Genomic DNA, 17,657 nt, shown 5'->3' on the forward strand with positions numbered 1-17,657 from the left:
ACCTAAATGCCTTTCTGAGGTGTCATACCCATTCGTGCCAGAACGACGTCTTCCACTATCTGAATGACGTTGTAGAGAATCAGCGAGGCTGCCGTGACCACCACAACAGATGCCCAGAGCGCGCTGAATTGGGCCTGCGGTACGTAGCCCGCAATTGATCCACCGATACCGCCGCCGACTGCAAGCCATTCGGCAAGGAGCGCACCGGTAATAGCGCCCGGTACAGAGATGCGAACGGCCGCGAAGAACGCCGGGAGCGAGGTAGGCATAGCCACCGTGCTGAGCTTCTTCCAGGCACCGCCGCCGTAAACCTCAACGAGGTCGTTCATCTGCGGTGACGCTGACTTCAGCCCGAACGAGATGTTGACGAGAGCCGGGAAGAGCACCACGATTCCACCGATGACAGCGACAGTCCAGAAGTCACGGCCGAAAATCAGAATGATCACCGGTGCCATGGCCACAAGAGGCACGGATCGCAGCAACATAGCAACTGGCATCAGTGCGCTCTCGGCGCCCTTACTCAGCTGGAAGAGACCGGCACCAAGGATGGCGACGATGAGACCCGCGACGAAACCGATAACGGCATCGCCGAGAGTGACCCAAAGGTTGCCGAAGATCATTTCGCGGTTTGCTGCGGCGGCGGGCACCTCAAAGAGGTAGGCCCACACATCCGCGGGGCCCTTGCCGATCAGCGGAGAAATCTGGAACGCCCAGAGCACGCCGACCCAGACAGCGAGTACCGCGACGATAGTTCCAATAAAGGTGAGTAAGCCCCACGCGAACGCCTTCAGCGCTCCGGATGCCGCTTGCTTACGTACCGCCGCGTGAACATCGATCGACGGCTCTGTGCCGGTAGGCGATGCGTTCGCTGCGGTGATTGTTCCCGCGCCACTCATGATGCACTTCCTCTTGACCAGGGCGCGATGACCCGAGCAATCAGACCAACCAGCCCATAACCCGCGAGAGCGACAGCTCCCGAGGCCAGCGCCAAGCCCCAGACAAGGGGAGCGTCCGAATTCTGCTGGGCGAGGATCATGGCAAGACCCACGCCGGCTTCGACTTTTCCAAAGAACTCACCCAGAACCGCACCGAGAAACGCGGCGGGAACTGCAATCTGGAGCGCGTTGAGAATGGCGGGCAACGCCGCAATAAGGCGCACCTTGAGCAGTTGCGTGAGCTTTGAGCCGCCGTAGACGCTGATCAGATCAAGGCTGGTCTTGTCCGCTGACTTCAAGCCGAGCAATGCGCCCACGACAGTGGTGAAGAAGACCGACAGCGCGGCGAGAAACACGGCTGTGCCACTCGGCTCGCCTACTGCGGGAGCGCCAAAGAGCACGACGGCAAGGAAGCCGATAGCAACGATGGGAACGCAGTAGGTCAAGATTGCGAGCTGCATGGCGACACCTTCGAGCCGCGGAACGATCAGCACGAGCGCCGAAAGCAGCAGAGCGAGGACGTTTCCCCAGACGTAGCCGATACCTGCCTCAGTGAGCGTCACTGAGAAGTTACGCCAGTAGAACTGCCAACCAGCGTCGAAATAACTGATGATGACCGCGGGCGGGCTGGGGACGGGGTGCGCGCCGGAGGACGTCACGAATACGGCAGAAATGATCCACCATAGGGCGACTAGTCCGATGCCACCGATCGCGCCGGTGACCCACGGCGGGAGATAGACATCTTCCCACTGAATCGCGCGACCTTTCGCGGGTGCGTCAGTGGTCATCAGCCGCCGCGCCCCCTTCGCCGAACAACAAGTCTGATGCCTGATCGACATAGGTGTGGAATTCGGGCGAACGCATCATTTCAGGCAGCCGAGGCCGCGGCAGATCGATCGTCATAACTTCCTTGACGCGACCGGGGCGCGGGCTCATGACAGCGACCTGATCAGAAAGGAAGATTGCTTCGTTTATGCCGTGTGTGACCATCAGTGTGGTCGCGGGCTTCTCGGTCCAGATGCGCAGCAACTCGAGGTTCAGCTTCTGTCGCGTCATGTCGTCGAGCGCGCCGAAGGGCTCATCGAAGAGCAGAACTTCGGGGCGCATGATGAGCGAGCGCGCGATCGACACCCGCTGGCGCATTCCGCCAGACAGCTGCGCCGGCTTCGCTTTCTCGAAGCCTTTGAGCCCGACAAGCGAGATCATCTCGTCGATATAGGCCTTGTCGACGGACTTTCCCGCGACCTCGAACGGCAGGCGAATGTTGGTCATGACGCTGCGCCATGGCAACAGCGCCGAGTCCTGAAACGCGATGCCGAGCTTGTTTTCTTTGCGCATCTCCTTCGGGCTCTTGCCATCGACGCGCGTGGTTCCGCTCGTCGGTTGGTCGAGACCAGCAAGGATGCGCAGGATCGTTGACTTGCCGCATCCCGACGGCCCCAGCAACGACAGGAACGTGCCCTGATCGGTGTGGAGGTTGGTGTCTTGCAGAGCTACCACCGACTTGCGGCCGCTCGTGAAGACTTTGTTGAGGTCAGTAATCTGAAGGCCGGTGCCCAGGGTCGAGCCCTGGACACCAGCCTCAGCGACGGGTTGCGTCACGTCAGAACTCCAAATCAGCCCGCGTAGGCGATCAGGTCGGGGTTCTCCTCGTACACCTCTGCAAGCAGCGAGAGGTCGAAGAGATCGGATGCGGAAAGTTCGATACCAGCGCCAGCGAGACTTTCGATCGTGGCGGCCTGAAGCTCGTCGCTGATCGTAAAGAGACCGTTCTCGGCTGTCTCGTCAGTGACAACGAGATCCACCTGGGCAATAGACCCTGCCGTGGAGTTCTCGGGGTTCAGGTCGAGGTCTGCACCGTACTCTTCGTAGGCGAGACGTGCACCCTCTTCAGGGTCGTTGACCAGGTCGGTCCAACCCATGATTTCGGCCTTGAGGAAGGCTTTCACTGTCTCGGGGTAGTTGGCGATCATGTCGTCAGTCGTGACGAGTGTCTCTGCCACAAAGGGAAGTCCATTGTCGGCGAAGGGAAGGTTCGTTGTGTCGTAGCCCTCATTCGCGACGATGATCGCCTCGTTCGTGAGGTAAGAGATGAATCCATCGACCTCACCGTTGATGAGCGGTGCCGGGTCGTACTGAACGGGCACAATCTCAACGTCATCGCTGGTGAGGCCATTTGCAGACAAGAAGGCATTGAACAGGGCGGTGTTGGAGTCCTGCACACCGATCTTCTTACCCACGAGGTCATCCACAGTGGCGATGTCGCCACCGTCAGCGAGCGAGAGTACCGTGAACGGGTTCTTCTGGTAAGTGGTACCGATGATCTTCAGCGGTGCGCCTTCTGAAGCAATAACCGAACCCGTCGAGACAGCGTCACTCATGCCGAAGTCGGCAGTGCCAGAGATGAGCTCGGGAGCGCTCGTTGAGGGACCAGGAACCAGCGTGACCGAGTCGAAGCCAGCATCGGTGTAGTAGCCCTTGCTGTCAGCGAAGAACTCGCCCGCAAACTCTTCGTTCTTGATCCAGCTGAGCTGAACTGTGATGTCTTTCTTCATTGCTGAATCGCCATCGCTCGATGTCGAAGCATCGCCGCCAGCGTCCGATGAGCTTGAGCAAGCGCTCAGGGCGAGGGCAGAGATCGCGACCGCTGCGAGCGATGCGGCGACGCGCGAGCGCCGCGAGGAAAAGATTGTCATTTTGCTATGTCTCCAGATGCCGGTGTTGCACTCGGGTTAAGGAACTGCACGTGAGCGGGTACTCGGTCGTGCAACTTCTCTGAAGGTAGGCGTTGTAGATTTCATGAACACTGGCAACGTGTTTCGACGCCGTTACAGCTGTCTTTGTGTCGGCAGATTCTCAGTGCGGATGGCCGAAATTGGCCGCAACAGCAGGCAAATCGTTATGAATGCGGGCCGAAGCCGCTGCTGCCAGCGGATTTGTCGAGACGCCACCATCCGACACAAGTTCGCCACCGACGTAGACGCGGGTGAGGTTCCGCAGCGTGCTGGAGAGCACGTAGTTACGCACCGGATGCCATAGCGGACCCATATCGGGCTGACGTGGGTCGACCACGACGAAGTCGGCGAACTTGCCGACCTCCAGACTTCCGACGCGGTCATCGACGCCCATGATCTCGGCGCCACCCAGTGTGTGAAGACGCAGGGCAAGCTCCGGCATCATCGACTCGGGCTCTTTCGTGCGCGCTCGCTGCATGTAGATACCGAGCCGCATGTTCTGCCACGGGTCCGACACATCAGTGCAGGCTTGATCGTCGAGGCCCATACCGACTTTCATCCCCATCGCAATCATCTCCGGCACGAGCGCGACGCCCGAGGCGAGACGCCCATTCGACGCCGGTTGCCAAGACATCGATGCGCCACTAGCCGCGGTCTCTTCGATGATCTCCGGCGTCGTCTGGATGAAGTGCCCAAACATCATGTCGGGGCCGAGTGCTCCGGCATCCCGATACATTGCGAACTTCGACTGCTGCAGCTCGACAGCCTCGGGAGATTCCAAGAAGTGCGCCTGGTTGGTCACGCCGAAACGGCGCATCGCAGCAACTTCAATCTCAGCCGCGTCTTCACGCGGTGACCACTGCACTTGGCCCATGATCGAGGCGCCGAGTGCGAGGTTCTGGTCCAAACCGCGGGTGTGGGCAACGGAAGCGCCGAAGCGCTCAAAGATCTCGTCATCGGTGCCGACCGTGGCATCCATTCCGATCGAATCCACGAAGCGGATGCCGGCATCGGCACAGCCGTCGGCCTGGCGCGTGTGGTAATCGAGCGCGCGCATCTGAGCGTTGCCCAGGCGCTTGCCGTCGACCATCGATTCCCATGCCTGCAGCGGATCGGTGAAGTTGTAGGCCGTCGTGACGCCGTTGCTCAGAAAGTCGAGCGCCCCGTGGAGCGTTGACCAATAAATGTCTTCGGCAGACATGTGCGAGGTGAAACCGAGCATCGAGTCGCACCATCCATAAAGCGTGTCGGCAACGCCGAGTCCGCGCAGTCCGCTCGTGAACAGGTGGCTGTGAGACGACACGAACCCCGGTGCAACGAATGCGCCATCGACGTCGAGCACCTCGTCAGCCGACGTCTCGGGAGCATCGCCTTCGCCGATACCGGCGATGCGGCCTTCTTCAACGAGCATCCATCCGCGCTCAATGTATCCGGGGTCGTCGGTTCCGGCCGGGATCGTGATGAGCCGAGCGTTGATAACAAGAAGTGACATGGGTTCTCCTCAGGGCAGGGTGCGCCCAGCAACACTACTCATCACGTGTTTCGCGCCTGCTACGTCGAACGTGGAAGAGTCAAGGAGTGATGGAAGAGTACATCCGGCAGGATGCCGCGGCCGGTCGATTCGCTTCGTGGACACATTCGACCGTGATCGATGAATACATCCAGGGGCCCATCATCGAACGCGATACCTTCGCCAAGCTGCATGCGCTAGCCGATATCCCGGCACGCTTTCCCGTCGGCAACGCCGGCCTCATCCACGTATACGGGTATTGGCTCTCTGCTGTACATACGCCTTTCGGCTACAAACGGGACAGGTGGAGCCAAGGTCATCTTGCAGCGGCGCTCGGTCAGCCGCGAGAGTCGTTTTGGCTCGATTACGTGGATAGTGTCGCACCAGGATCGAGCACTCCGTTGCAGCGTGTCACGGACGCCTGTTTGCCGCTGCTGCAGGCGCCGCCCGCAGCTGGCGCGCGCACAGCGGATGCTCTCGTCGAGGGCGTGTTCACGCGCGTCGTGGTCACGCGCCCACAAAACTCGCCGTACTCGGCTCTTGTCTATGGCATAGATCCCGGTGATGGCATGCGCCTCGTCACAACCTTCCCCATCAGCGAAGACCCTTCCGCTCTGTTGTCAGATTTCTCTGCGACGCCATCGCTGCGCTGGAATGCCGCCGTTCTCGACAATCGGTAACCAAGTGTTAACCGGGCGTGGTCATTACGTCCACACGCGATAGCTACGGTGGACGCACTGTCCGCAGCTAAAGGAGCGTGCATGACCCCGACCATCGTCTTCGACTTCGACGGAACCCTCGCCGTCGGGCCAGGGCCGATCCTGGCATACGCGAAGCTCATCGCCCCCGCCGCAGGCGCCGACTTTTTCGACCGCGCGCGCACCTCCCTCCTCGCGTTTGAGTCAGGCGCGTCCGAGTATCGCGATGGCTACGCAATCATCGGCGCGTTGGCCGACTCCGACGGAGTCGACCCAGAAATCACGCAGGCTGCCTACTATGCGAGCCGAAAGTTGCTTGGCACCGATCAGGCGCCGGTCTCGACGATGCCAGAACTCGCAGACTTCCTTCAAGAACTGCGCGCGCATGCGCGAATCGTGCTCGCGACGAATGCGCCTGCCGACGGAATAGATGCTGTCCTCACGTCGTGGGGGGTCGACGACCTATTCGACGAAATGCGCTTCACGATCGGCAAGCCTGACGGGCTCATCGCGCTCGTCACAGAAGCCCTCGCCGCTGGACCTGTACTGGCCATCGGCGACATCGCCGAGTTCGACCTTGCTCCGGCGGCTGAGCTCGGCGCCGACACGGCGCTCGTCGGAGCCACCGCGCACACTTCGCCCGCAGTCGTCACTCTCCGCGGGCGCTTTATTTCTGATCTTCGTTCCGACATCCACACCTGGGCCGCAACCGCGGCCTCTCACAACACGGCGTCACCAGACGCTTCTTCCTCACTCGAAAGGTAAGTCCTCATGCGCAAGAAATCCCTCGCCCTCCTCACGCTGGGCACAGTCGCTGCGCTTTCACTCGCGGGCTGCAGCGCAGGCACGAGCGACGCGCCTGCAAGCGACTCCGCAGCTTGGCCGGAATCAATCACAATTTCTCTCGTCCCTTCGGTCGAGGGCGAAGACCTCGCCGAAGCACTGGATCCCCTGACGACCTACCTCTCCGACAACCTCGGAATCGAAGTAAACGGTGTTGTCGCCACGGATTACGCTGCCACCGTCGAAGCCCTCGGAGCAGACCAGTCGCAGGTCATCATCACCGACGCCGGCTCGCTCTACAACGCCACTGAACAGTACGACGCCAAGCTGATTCTGCGCGACGTACGGTTTGGAGCAACGTCGTACGCTGCCGTCGCCCTGACCAATAACCCTGACAAATATTGCGATGACGAGCCCATCAAGGCGACGTATGCCGCGAGCGACATCGAGTTGTCGTACTGCAACGGCACCGAAAAGGCCGGCACCGACGCGACAGGCATGGGACCCGCAGGTCTCGACGCGTTCGCAAACATCAAGGGCGCAAAGGTTGCGTTGCAGGCAGCAACATCGCCCGCCGGCTACCAGTACCCCGTCGTCACGATGCGAGAAGCAGGTCTCGACACCGACAGTGACATCGAAGAAATTCCCGTCGAAGGCAACAACAACGCAGTGCTCGCCGTATATAACGGCGACGCCGAAGTGGGCTTCGCGTATTGGGATGCCCGCACAACCGTCACCGACGAGGCGCCGGATGTCGCGGACAAGGTAGTCGCCTTCGCCTACACCGACATGATCCCGAACGGTGGTGTCGCGGTCGCCTCGTCACTGCCCGCCGACTTGGTCGAGAAGCTCACCGACCTCATGGACGGGTACGCCGATTCATCGCCAGAGGCAGCCGACGTCATGTTCAACCTGGTCGGGCTCTCCGACTGGACGAACGACACCGCCGAAGACGAGATCGCGCGCTACGGCGAGATCCTCTCGCAGTTCCAAAACTGAACGAGTTCGAAGAAGCACACCAGATGACTGATCTCATTCAGGATGCGGGGGCCTTCGCTGCCCCCGCATCCTGGCCGATTCGCCTCGACCGCGTATCGGTCACGTATCCGAACGGCACGGTTGCCCTCAAAGACGTCTCGCTGTCAATCGACGCCGGCGAAATGGTTTCGGTCGTGGGTCTATCAGGGTCGGGCAAGTCGACATTGATACGCACGATCAACGGAATCGTCCCGGCGACTTCCGGCACTGTCACCGTGGGACATCACGACGTAACCGCACTGCGCGGGAAACGGCTACGGGAACTACGCGGGCACATTGGCATGATCTTCCAGGGCTTCAACCTGGCCGAGCGTGTTGACGTTTACCACAACGTTCTGGTGGGCCGCGTCTCGCACACGTCAACGCTTCGCAGTTTTTTCGGTATCGCCAGCTCATATGATCGCGAACTCGCACTTCGCACTCTCGAATCGGTTGGTCTGCTCGAAAAAATGTGGATGCGGGCCGGCGCGCTCTCGGGAGGACAGAAGCAGCGAGTGGCGATTGCTCGCGCATTGACTCAGGAGCCAAGCGTGATGCTTGCGGACGAACCGGTAGCAAGTCTCGACCCGCCGACAGCACACTCCGTCATGCACGCGTTGGAGAGAGTCAATGCGGAGAGCGGGCTGACCGTTCTGGTCAATCTGCACCTCATGGACCTTGCCCGGCAATACACAACGCGCATGATTGGCATCCGAGCAGGGGAAATTGTGCACGACGGTCCGGCCGGCGCGGCGACCGACGCTGATTTCGAGCGCATCTACGGTCGATCGATTCAACCGCACGATCGCCTCGGGGCAGCAACATGACCGCGACAATTACCCCACCTGCTCGCCCCCGCCGGCACGGCCGCACGATCCTGATAGCTGCCCTCGTGGTGGCGTTCACGGTGGCGACCTGCATTCCGGCGATTGGGGGCGTCGACCTCGACTTCGCGTCGATTGCGAAGAATTGGCGGAACGGCGCTGACAAGCTGCTTCAGATCATGCAGCCGAATCTGGCGTTTGTCCCCCGCACGATCGGGCCGATGCTTGAGACGCTGCAGATGGCACTCGTAGGAGCCGTTGCCGCAGCACTCGTTTCGATCCCGCTGGTGCTGTGGGCCGCGCGACCGACAAACCCCAACGCCATAGCGCGCGGAGTCGTGCGAGGTGTAATCAATATCATCCGATCCGTGCCGGACCTCGTCTATGCCACAGTCCTGGTCGCCGTCGTCGGCGTCGGCGCGCTCCCCGGGGTTCTCACGCTCTTTCTTTTCAACCTCGGAATCGTCGTGAAACTGATCTCAGAGGCTATCGACTCGGACGACCACCCCTACATCGAAGCGGGCCGAGCCGCCGGAGCGACGCAAACGCAGGTGAACAGACTCCTTGCCTTGCCACAATCGTGGCCGCTCTTCGCCAACCAGTGGCTCTATGCCCTGGAGCTCAACGTTCGCATCTCAGCCATCCTCGGAATCGTCGGCGCCGGCGGAATCGGGCGTCTCCTCGATGAACGACGCGGCTTTTACGCATACCAAGACGTCGGAACCATCATCCTGGAGATCCTGGTCGTCGTGCTCCTGATCGAGATCGTCTCGAACCGGTTGCGTCGGAGGCTCGTGTGAGTACCTTGACCGCCACGCCGCCTCGGTTTTCGCTCGCTGCTCCAGCTCGCCCTTCTCGGCTACGACCAACACTCACAGCAATCGTCGTGGGCCTCGTGGTCGTGATTGCGACGGCCAACCTGGGCATCGACTGGAACAAACTCGCTGAGATGCCCGGGGAGCTGTTGCGCTACGGCGCTCTCATGTTCGACCCGCCCAACTGGGAGAAGCTCCCGCGGGCGCTGTTCGAAATGTGGCGATCGATTTCGATGGCATGGCTCGGAGCGATTCTCTGCGTGTTTCTCTCGATACCCCTCGGGATACTCGCGGCGCACAACGTCGGTCCCGTCTGGGTCAGGATTCCCCTGCGGGTTTTCTTTGCCGTCATCCGAGCGGTACCAGAAGTGATCATCGCGCTGATTTTGCTCACGGTGACAGGCCTCACACCATTCACTGGCGCGCTGGCGTTGGGAATCGCAGGTATCGGCACGCAGGCGAAATGGGTATACGAAACAGTCGAGTCCACACCCGTTGGTGCAACAGAAGCGCTCCGGGCTGCCGGAGGCGGGGTGCTGGAAGTCACACGATGGGCGCTGTGGCCCGCTGCGGCGCCGGCCCTGATTTCATTCGCGCTCTACCGGTTCGAAATCAACATTCGCACCTCGGCAGTCTTGGGACTCGTCGGTGCCGGTGGCATCGGCAGCATGCTGTCGAACTACACGAACTTTAGACAGTGGGATACCGTCGGGATGCTGCTCATCGTTGTCGTCGTGACAACGATGGTGATCGATGCGATTTCCGGTGCGGTGCGCCGTCGCATCATGGAGGGGGCAAAATCGCATGGCATGGCACGGAGCCGCTGATGCACCGCCGACGGCGAGGATCGTCGCGTTGGCCCCCTCGTTGCAACCAACTGAGCAGCGCATTGCAGAAGCGATCGCGGCTGACATCGGTGGAACAATCGAGCGCACGGCTCAGGAGCTCGCCGAGGCTGTGGGAGTGGGGCGGGCGAGCGTAATCCGCGCGGCGCAGTCTCTTGGCTATGACGGGTACCCGCAGTTGCGGGTTGCTCTTGCTCAGGAGCTAGCGCGGGAGGCGCCGATCAGGGACACCATCAGCGCCGACGGCACGATGGTCGGCGCGTTGCGAGCTGAGATCGATCGTTTTGGCTCTCGGCTCGGGCACACGGTTTCTGCTCTGACTGAAGAGGCCGTCGCGGCGTTTGTGAACGCTCTCGACGAGGCCGCGCGGGTGCTCGTCGTGGCGAACGGTCTATCCGCACCCCTCGGACTCGATATGGTTTTGCGCCTCAGCGCCGCCGGTCGCCCCGCAGAACAGCTCGCCGACGCCGTCGCTCAACAGATAGCCGCCCGACAGCTGGGACGAGATTCGATCTGCCTTGTTCTCTCGGGCTCCGGCGCAAATCGCGCGACCCTCGCAGCCGCGTCGGCCGCTCGGCAAAGTGGCGCTCGAGTCGTGGTCATCACATCTTTTGCGAAGTCCGCCATTACTGACCTCGCCGACGTGACCCTCGTCATCCCACCCGTCAACGACACATTTCGAGATGAACTCGTGCACACCTCGCGCGCGGCTCTCATGCTTCTCACCGAAGGACTGGTTGATCTTCTTGTCGTGCAGCGTGGTGACCGTGGCCGTGAAGCCCGACGCCTCTCGCTCTCCGTCTTGGGCGGAACCATTCAGGAGTAACCAAGTCGGCGCACCGGTCAGGCCTTGTCTGCCGAAAGCTGCAGCACCGACTCGGCGAGCGCGCGGATGCCGAGGGCGACATCTCCGCCAGACACGAGCTCATCGGGATGATGGCTGATGCCATCGGGGTTACGAAGAAACAGCATTCCGACATCGGTGATGGCACCGATCGACATACCGTCGTGGCCCGCTCTGCTGAAGATTGTGGCGGGCGCGTCAGACCCGGGCGCGAGCGTCGACACGATTCCTTCACGCACAACGTCCTGCAAGAGAGGCGCACACATCACGGCCGGTGCGTTGTGAATCTCGCGCGCAGTCCATCGAAGGTGACGGCGCCCCATGATCGTGTCGAGGTCACGCGAGATCGCGTTCCACACCTGATCACGCTGACCGTCAAACTCTCCGCGCAGGTCGAGCGAGAAGCGGGCTTCACCGGGGACGATATTGACAGCGCCGGGGAAGGCTTCAAGCTGACCCACGGTTCCGATGATGTGGTGCTCACTCGCGCAGATGCGTTCAACGGCGAGGGCTGCTTCACTCGCTCCGAGGAGGGCATCCCGCCGCATGTCGTAGGGAGTGCCGCCCGCGTGCCGAGCTTCGCCCTCGACCACGAGTTGAAAACGACGGGCGCTCGCGATCGACGATACGACAGCGAGTGACTCACCCCGGCGATCAAGCTCCGGTCCCTGCTCAATGTGGGCTTCGAGGTATCCGATCAACTCTTCTGGGCGACGGGATGCCTCCCCCACACGCGCGGGGTCGAGGCCGAACTCGAGAAACGCTTGGCGGAGAGTCGTGCCGTCTTTATCGGCGAGAGCCCACCACTCCTTTTCCCATGTGCCAGCAACCGCTGACGAACCGAGCAGCGCCTTGCCGAAACGGGTGCCCTCCTCGTCGGAGAATGCGACAACTTCGAGGGCGAATGGGAACGGTGAAATCCAGGTGTCGCCCGGGCCGGGCTGGCGCAGGAGCCGCACGACTTCGAGTCCGATCAACACACCGACGATGCCGTCAAATCGACCGGCGTCGGGAACAGTATCGAGGTGAGAGCCGATCATGAGGGCGGGCGCACCGTGCTCGGCGGCTTCGAGCCTGCCGAGTTGGTTGCCCGCGGCATCCTGTCGGCTCTTCATGCCGACTTCGCGCATCCATTCCGCCGCAAGACGGTTGACGCGCGCATGCTCGGTCGACAAGTAGACGCGCTCAATTTCACCCGGTGTCGCGCTCACGCGAGCAAGTTCCTCGCATCGCGCCATGACGCGCCGGGCAGCCGCGGCGATCCGGTCGGGTGCAACTCCCGTTAGTAACGCCACATCACACCCCGGCGTATACGTCGAGGGCTGCCTCTACTCCACCGCCCGCAGGAACCGAGGCGCCGAAACGGCGGAGCACCGACTCGAGCGCGGCAAGGGTGGTCAGCACAGTGTCTTTGCGCGCGTTGTATCCCATAGTTCCGATGCGCCACACTCGGCCATGGAGCGGCCCAAACGATGTGCCGATTTCGATACCGAAGTCATCGAGCATCGCGCCGCGTGCAGCATCTCCTGCAACGCCCTCGGGAATCTCCACAGCGACGACGTTCGTCATCTTGTGTGCAACATCACCGAAAACCTGCAGCCCGAGCGCCTCGACGCCCGCGAGCATGGCGGCTCCCGCGATCTCGTGCCGAGTGATCACGGCGTCGCGGCCTTCGGCAAGAAGCAACCGGGCGCATTCGCGCGAACCGTAGAGCATTGATGTGGCTTCAGTGTGGTGGTTGAGGCGTCGCGGGCCCCAGTAGTCGAGAATCATGCCGAGGTCGAAGTAGTTCGACCTGACGAAGTCAGCGGCATCCGGGTCGCCCTCTTCGCGAATTCCGGCCTCGATTTTCGCGCGCGAACGAATGACGGCAACTGCCTTTTCGCTCAGCGTGATCGGTGACGAACCCGACGGTCCGCCGAGGCACTTCTGGAGGCCTGCCGTTGCGGCATCGAGCCCCCACGCATCGGCTTCAAAGGCATTGCCGCCGAGCGAGGCAGTCGCATCGGTATAAAAGAGCACACCGTGCTTGGCGCAGATCGCACCGAGGTCGTCGAGCGGTTGCAGCATCGTGGTCGAGGTGTCGCCCTGCACAACAGCCAGCAGCGTCGGCTTGACGCGCACGATCGCTTCTTCGATGACGGATGCCGGGAACACCTTCCCCCACTCGGTCTCGATCTTGTGCACCTCGGCACCGGCGCGTTCGGCGATCTCGGTCAGAAGGTGACCGAAGCGCCCAAACACCGGCACGAGAACCCGGTCACCCGGGCGAATGAGCGACACTATGGCCGCTTCGATGCCCGCGCGAGAGGTGCCATCGACGAGAACTGTCGCATCGTTCGTTGTCGCCCACACCTGACGGTAGAGCTCCTGCGTCTCGTTCATGGTTGCCGTCATGAACGGGTCGTACTGCCCGACAAGGGGCGCCGACATTGCCGTCAACACGCTCGGGTAAGCCGAGATCGGGCCCGGCCCCATGAGAAGACGGGCGGGGGGAACAATCGAGCCGGGAATAGTCACGGGGTCTCCGTTCGGTGAAATGCACGTGCGGCGCCAGCTAGGCGTCGCGCAAGGCGCACGAGGGCGATATCAGTGCCAGAGCGAGAAACGAGACAGATGCCCACGGGGGCAGGCCCAAGCTTCGACGGCACAGTGAGGAGGGGAATTGAGATTGCGGGAAAACCGCCGACTGCCGCAGGGGTTGTCATACGGAGGGTCGCCTGCCGCACCACATCAACCTTGGCACCGTCGGAGGTGCGCATGGGGGCAGGTCCCGGCACGGTCGGCATCAGCATGACAGCACCGCGAAGCATGTCGTCGGCCTGTTCACCGAGTGCCTGCAGCTTCGTGCGGGCGAGAGCTTCGGCATCCGCTGTCACTTCGCTTGCAAGCCGGAATCTTTCGGCAACAGCGGCACCCGTCGCGCCCGGGTTGGCGCGCAGCCAATCGGAGTTGTTGCGCCACGCCTCTGAGGCCTGCACTGTGCGAAATGGTTCGTAGTAGTCATCGAGGGCGCCAATTGAGACACGCCGCAGCATCGGTGCATCATCGGATGCCGCGAGAGCTGCCAGGAACGCATCGAACGCTGCCTTCGTGTCATCTTCGACTGCGTCCAACGCTTCGTCGGGGACGAGAAAGCGCCAGGGTAGGTCGTCGCCGGATTCACCGAACACCCGCTCGGTCGAATCTGACCCGTCGTAGCTGAGACACCAGTCGACGACCTTTTGTAGCGTCTCACCATCTCGAGTGAGCCAGCCGACGGTGTCGAACGACTGCGCGAGCGGCAAGAGTCCCTGGCGCGGCACGAGACCGTGCGTTGTACGAAGGCCCCAAAGGCCCTGGTACGAAGCGGGAACACGAATGGACCCGGCCGTGTCGGTTGCGAGGCCGATTTCTGCCTGGCCGGTGGCAACCGCTGTCGCCGGACCGCTCGACGATCCACCGGGAAGAGCCCCCGGTAATGCCCCGTTCGGAGGAGTGCCGTAGTGCGCGTTGTCACCCGCGATCGAGTAGGCGAACTCATCTGTTCGTGCGATGCCGCGAAGCGAAGCACCGCCGCGGAGCAGATCGGAGACCGCCGCGGCTGTCGTCGACTCGGGCCGAGCTGAATCGAGAAACGTGGGGTTTCCCGCCCCGATGCGGTAGCCCTTGATCGCAAAAAGGTCTTTGACAGCGACAGTGAGGCCCTCGAGCGGGCCGTCCCACGCGCCCTGCCACAGGGGGTCACCGACAGTTCGCCAGACGGATTTATCCAAAGCCTGCGCGCGGGGGGTCACGTGGGCCGCAGAAATACGCCACACATCCTGAGTGCACTGCCACACCTGAGTTTGCAGGCCCGTTCCACCGCCGTGGTACCGCGAAACAGAGACGACGAGTGCAACAGCGGGCGCGAGCTCGCGGTACTCGACATGAGTAATCGTTCGGGGCGGAACACCACCGCGAACACCCCGAAAAGCGCTAATGACGTCGTGGCCCACAAGGAGACCGCCCGCATCTCCCCGCATCGTTTCGGCGCCGGGAGCAAAGAACGCATCGAGGGCATCGAGATCGTTCGCGATGATGGCACGCTCGTAGGCGGTGAGAGCCTCGAAGAGGTCGTCTGGCATGCTCATGGGAACGTCTGCCGGAGTCGGAACTGCTGGCGTCATGCTGTCTCCTCAGCCTGGATACGAGCGAAGTCTGACTCACGAATTCGAGCGTGCACACCGCACACGATGTCGACAACCTGTGAAATGTCGAAGTCGGTCGCAGCACTCAAGTAGGCGTAGGCGAGGTGCTCGTCGAGACCCCATCGCGCCTGAATGAGGTCGATAGCGGCCCGCACGCAACGGCGCATCGCTTCACCGAGGTCCACGTCAAGTCCCGTGGGCACGAGGTACTCCGAGGTGCGGACGAGCGGGCCCGCAAGCTCACCGAAAGCGGCGAGCGCGTCCTTACGCGTAACGACGTCGAATCTCACTGTCGCGCGCAACGACGCTTCGAGCGCGGTGAGAGCAACCTCGCCGTCGCCCTGGGCAAAGTGCGGATCTCCAACATACGCAAGGGCTCCCGCAACCTGCACTGGAAGGTAGAGCACGGTGCCTTCGACCAGCAGATTGATGTCGATGTTGCCACCGTGCGCACCCGGCGGCACTGAGTGCGGGTGCTCATCACCGGCAACGGCAACTCCCATCGTGCCGAGGAACGGTGCAAGCGGAAACTCCACGACACGTTCGCCGCCCTCGGAGACGGGGAGAACCCCGACGAGTCCTGAATCGCGCTGTTCAACAGGCGTAAAAACGCTCACGTTCTCGGGCCCGCGTGGCAGCACGCCGACGAGCGTACCTTTGCCATGGCGGTTGGAGATCACGCCGTAGGGAACGCGCGGCAGCAGCTTTTCTACCGTGATCTTCAAAAGGTCGCCGGGTTCTGCTCCCTCGACGTACACCGGCCCCGTGACGACGTGCGGACCATCGATCGCCGGGTTTCGCGAGAGGGATGCCGCAATCTCAATGGCATCGTCGAGTACGTGTTCTGCAGCAACGCCGTGGCCCGTGAAATACGCGAGCGGGTCTTTCCCCTGGTCCTCGAGAATTCCTTCGTGGCTGACGGTATCGAAAGTCACGCTGCTGCCAGCGGCGACCTTCAGGACAGGAACATCGACAGCGCAGGGAAGCCGCCCCCACATGACGTTGTCGGGGCTTGATGGCACGTAGTGGGCGCCAGAAATCTCTCCGACTCCGGGCTGCAGAATGTCAACGGTCATCCCTGCACCTCTCTCAGTGTTTTCGCGAGAATTTCGCGCCCGGCACGCACCGAGACCTGCTCGCCCCGACGGTACGCGATCTGGCCATGAACGAGCGTCGATTCCACGACACCATCAAGCGTCGCGCCGTCCCATGGTGACATTGGGTTGCGGTATTCGAGAGCTTCCGCGCGCACTGTGTGGGTAGCATCCGGGTGAAAAACGGTGAGGTGCGCTGGCTCGCCGATCGCAATGCGGCCGCGTGTGCCGAGACCGCCGATGCGGGCTGGGCCCGTGGTCATGAGCGGCAAAATCGTCTCAAGTGGGATGCCGCGGCTCTTCGCCGCGGTCCACACTGCCGAAAGCCCCGTCTGCAGCCCGGCGATCCCGCCCCACGCGAGGCCGAAATCTCCGTCGCCCTGTTCTTTGAGCGCGAGCGTTGCCGGCGAGTGGTCGCTGACAATTGCATCGATTGTCCCGTCGACGATGCCCTGCCACAGCAGGTCTTGGTTCTTTGCGTCACGAATCGGCGGGCACGCTTTGAAGGCGCCGGCGCCGTCGGGCACATCTTCTGCCTGCAGCGTGAGGTAGTGCGGGCAAGTCTCGACAGTCAGGCGCACACCCGCAGCTTTTGCCGCCCGCACCTCTTCGAGTGCTGCGCCATCGGAGACATGCACGATGTGCGCTCGGGCACCGGTGCGACGAGCGGCCGCGATCACCTGGCCGATCGCGGAGCGTTCGCTGACACTGGGCCGCGACGCCAAAAAGTCGATGTAGTGAGGCCCGAGCGCACCATCTCCGCGCAGGTGCGCCGGGTCTTCTGCGTGCACGATGAGCACGCCATCAAACTCGGCGATCTCCGTGAGCGCCGCTTCGAGCTGAGCGGTGTCGAGGTGACCGAACTCGTCGATTCCCGAGGGTGAGAGAAAACACTTGAACCCGACGACTCCGGCTTCGGCAAGTTGGGCGAGCGAGCCAAGGTTTTCGGGAACAGCACCGCCCCAGTACCCGACGTCGACAGCAAGCTTTCCCTTAGCGGCCGCGCGCTTAGCGGCGAGTGCTTCTGGGCTCGTGGTGACTGGCACGCTATTGAGCGGCATGTCGAGCACTGTGGTGACGCCACCAGCCACAGCCGCTGCGGTACCGGTTGCAAAGCCTTCCCACTCCGTGCGGCCCGGCTCGTCGAGATGCACATGGGAGTCGACGAGGCCTGGCAGCAGCACCGCGTCGCCGCCGAGTACGACATCGGCCGTGTCATCGAATCCGCGGATGGCCGTCACAACACCGTCGGAAGTCTCCACCGTCGCCGCGCGAAATGACCCGTCCACGAACGCTTTTCGCGCTGCGATCGAGATGGGCTGAGCTGTCTTCATATGCTCACGTTAATTGCGCCGCATTTCGTGGATGTAACCGTGACCAACACTCAC

17 protein-coding genes are annotated in these 17,657 nt (G+C 62.2%); 7 read left to right on the forward strand and 10 right to left on the reverse strand.

The annotated features are described in order from the left end of the window. Nucleotides 1–2: 2 nt before the first annotated feature. The 5 genes from FHS06_RS02225 to FHS06_RS02245 all read right to left on the reverse strand — a co-directional run bounded on the left by FHS06_RS02225 (nucleotide 3) and on the right by FHS06_RS02245 (nucleotide 5,162). Nucleotides 3–896, reverse strand: coding sequence for an ABC transporter permease (locus tag FHS06_RS02225; RefSeq protein ID WP_167044911.1), 894 nt, complete (start codon nucleotides 894–896; stop codon nucleotides 3–5). Continuing rightward, on the reverse strand, nucleotides 893–1,723 hold the full coding sequence (locus FHS06_RS02230; protein ID WP_167044913.1) for an ABC transporter permease: 831 nt from the start codon (nucleotides 1,721–1,723) through the stop codon (nucleotides 893–895). The genes FHS06_RS02225 and FHS06_RS02230 overlap by 4 nt, the downstream gene beginning before the upstream one ends. Next, nucleotides 1,713–2,537, reverse strand: coding sequence for an ABC transporter ATP-binding protein (locus FHS06_RS02235; RefSeq protein ID WP_167044916.1), 825 nt, complete (start codon nucleotides 2,535–2,537; stop codon nucleotides 1,713–1,715). Before FHS06_RS02235 ends, FHS06_RS02230 begins: the two co-directional genes overlap by 11 nt. Nucleotides 2,538–2,551: 14 nt before the next feature. Then, a complete protein-coding gene (locus FHS06_RS02240) occupies nucleotides 2,552–3,631 on the reverse strand; it encodes an ABC transporter substrate-binding protein (RefSeq protein WP_167044919.1) in 1,080 nt (359 codons plus the stop codon). Nucleotides 3,632–3,791: 160 nt separating this feature from the next. Beyond that, a complete protein-coding gene (locus FHS06_RS02245; protein ID WP_167044922.1) occupies nucleotides 3,792–5,162 on the reverse strand; it encodes an amidohydrolase family protein in 1,371 nt (456 codons plus the stop codon). An 86-nt stretch (nucleotides 5,163–5,248) separates the two neighbouring features. Between FHS06_RS02245 and FHS06_RS02250 the strand changes: the two genes are divergently transcribed. From FHS06_RS02250 to FHS06_RS02280, 7 genes are all read left to right on the forward strand, one after another. Beyond that, nucleotides 5,249–5,860 (forward strand): amino acid deaminase, encoded by a 612-nt coding sequence (locus tag FHS06_RS02250; protein WP_167044925.1) that lies wholly within the window; start codon nucleotides 5,249–5,251, stop codon nucleotides 5,858–5,860. 81 nt (nucleotides 5,861–5,941) lie between these two features. Continuing rightward, nucleotides 5,942–6,643: an HAD family hydrolase gene (locus FHS06_RS02255; RefSeq protein WP_167044928.1), complete on the forward strand. Its 702-nt coding sequence runs from the start codon at nucleotides 5,942–5,944 to the stop codon at nucleotides 6,641–6,643. Between the two features lie 6 nt (nucleotides 6,644–6,649). Beyond that, nucleotides 6,650–7,660, forward strand: a complete 1,011-nt coding sequence (phnD, locus tag FHS06_RS02260; RefSeq protein ID WP_167044931.1) for a phosphate/phosphite/phosphonate ABC transporter substrate-binding protein — start codon at nucleotides 6,650–6,652, stop codon at nucleotides 7,658–7,660. Between the two features lie 23 nt (nucleotides 7,661–7,683). After that, nucleotides 7,684–8,505, forward strand: a complete 822-nt coding sequence (gene phnC, locus FHS06_RS02265) for a phosphonate ABC transporter ATP-binding protein (protein WP_167044934.1) — start codon at nucleotides 7,684–7,686, stop codon at nucleotides 8,503–8,505. Beyond that, nucleotides 8,502–9,302 (forward strand): phosphonate ABC transporter, permease protein PhnE, encoded by an 801-nt coding sequence (phnE, locus tag FHS06_RS02270; protein ID WP_167044937.1) that lies wholly within the window; start codon nucleotides 8,502–8,504, stop codon nucleotides 9,300–9,302. The genes phnC and phnE (FHS06_RS02270) overlap by 4 nt, the downstream gene beginning before the upstream one ends. Further along, nucleotides 9,299–10,144 (forward strand): phosphonate ABC transporter, permease protein PhnE, encoded by an 846-nt coding sequence (phnE, locus tag FHS06_RS02275; RefSeq protein WP_167044940.1) that lies wholly within the window; start codon nucleotides 9,299–9,301, stop codon nucleotides 10,142–10,144. The genes phnE (FHS06_RS02270) and phnE (FHS06_RS02275) overlap by 4 nt, the downstream gene beginning before the upstream one ends. Beyond that, on the forward strand, nucleotides 10,122–10,988 hold the full coding sequence (locus tag FHS06_RS02280; protein WP_167044943.1) for a MurR/RpiR family transcriptional regulator: 867 nt from the start codon (nucleotides 10,122–10,124) through the stop codon (nucleotides 10,986–10,988). Before phnE (FHS06_RS02275) ends, FHS06_RS02280 begins: the two co-directional genes overlap by 23 nt. Nucleotides 10,989–11,005: 17 nt before the next feature. Here the strand turns inward: FHS06_RS02280 and FHS06_RS02285 are convergent, their stop codons facing one another. The 5 genes from FHS06_RS02285 to allB are packed head-to-tail and all read right to left on the reverse strand — an operon-like array spanning nucleotide 11,006 to nucleotide 17,603. Then, nucleotides 11,006–12,301 carry an allantoate amidohydrolase gene (locus FHS06_RS02285; RefSeq protein WP_310734901.1) on the reverse strand — a complete coding sequence of 432 codons (1,296 nt, stop codon included), beginning with the start codon at nucleotides 12,299–12,301 and terminating at the stop codon, nucleotides 11,006–11,008. Between the two features lies 1 nt (nucleotide 12,302). Further along, nucleotides 12,303–13,484 carry a pyridoxal-phosphate-dependent aminotransferase family protein gene (locus tag FHS06_RS02290; RefSeq protein ID WP_167047782.1) on the reverse strand — a complete coding sequence of 394 codons (1,182 nt, stop codon included), beginning with the start codon at nucleotides 13,482–13,484 and terminating at the stop codon, nucleotides 12,303–12,305. 38 nt (nucleotides 13,485–13,522) lie between these two features. Next, nucleotides 13,523–15,154 carry an AtzH-like domain-containing protein gene (locus FHS06_RS02295; RefSeq protein WP_243845238.1) on the reverse strand — a complete coding sequence of 544 codons (1,632 nt, stop codon included), beginning with the start codon at nucleotides 15,152–15,154 and terminating at the stop codon, nucleotides 13,523–13,525. After that, the gene (locus FHS06_RS02300) at nucleotides 15,151–16,251 is read right to left on the reverse strand and encodes an acetamidase/formamidase family protein (RefSeq protein ID WP_167044947.1); all 1,101 of its coding nucleotides are present in this window, start codon (nucleotides 16,249–16,251) and stop codon (nucleotides 15,151–15,153) included. Before FHS06_RS02300 ends, FHS06_RS02295 begins: the two co-directional genes overlap by 4 nt. Then, nucleotides 16,248–17,603: an allantoinase AllB gene (gene allB / locus FHS06_RS02305; RefSeq protein ID WP_167044950.1), complete on the reverse strand. Its 1,356-nt coding sequence runs from the start codon at nucleotides 17,601–17,603 to the stop codon at nucleotides 16,248–16,250. Before allB ends, FHS06_RS02300 begins: the two co-directional genes overlap by 4 nt. Between the last annotated feature and the right edge of the window lie 54 nt (nucleotides 17,604–17,657).

It is taken from the genome of Microbacterium halimionae (assembly GCF_011761265.1).
In the GTDB taxonomy this organism is placed as follows: Bacteria; Actinomycetota; Actinomycetes; order Actinomycetales; family Microbacteriaceae; genus Microbacterium; species Microbacterium halimionae.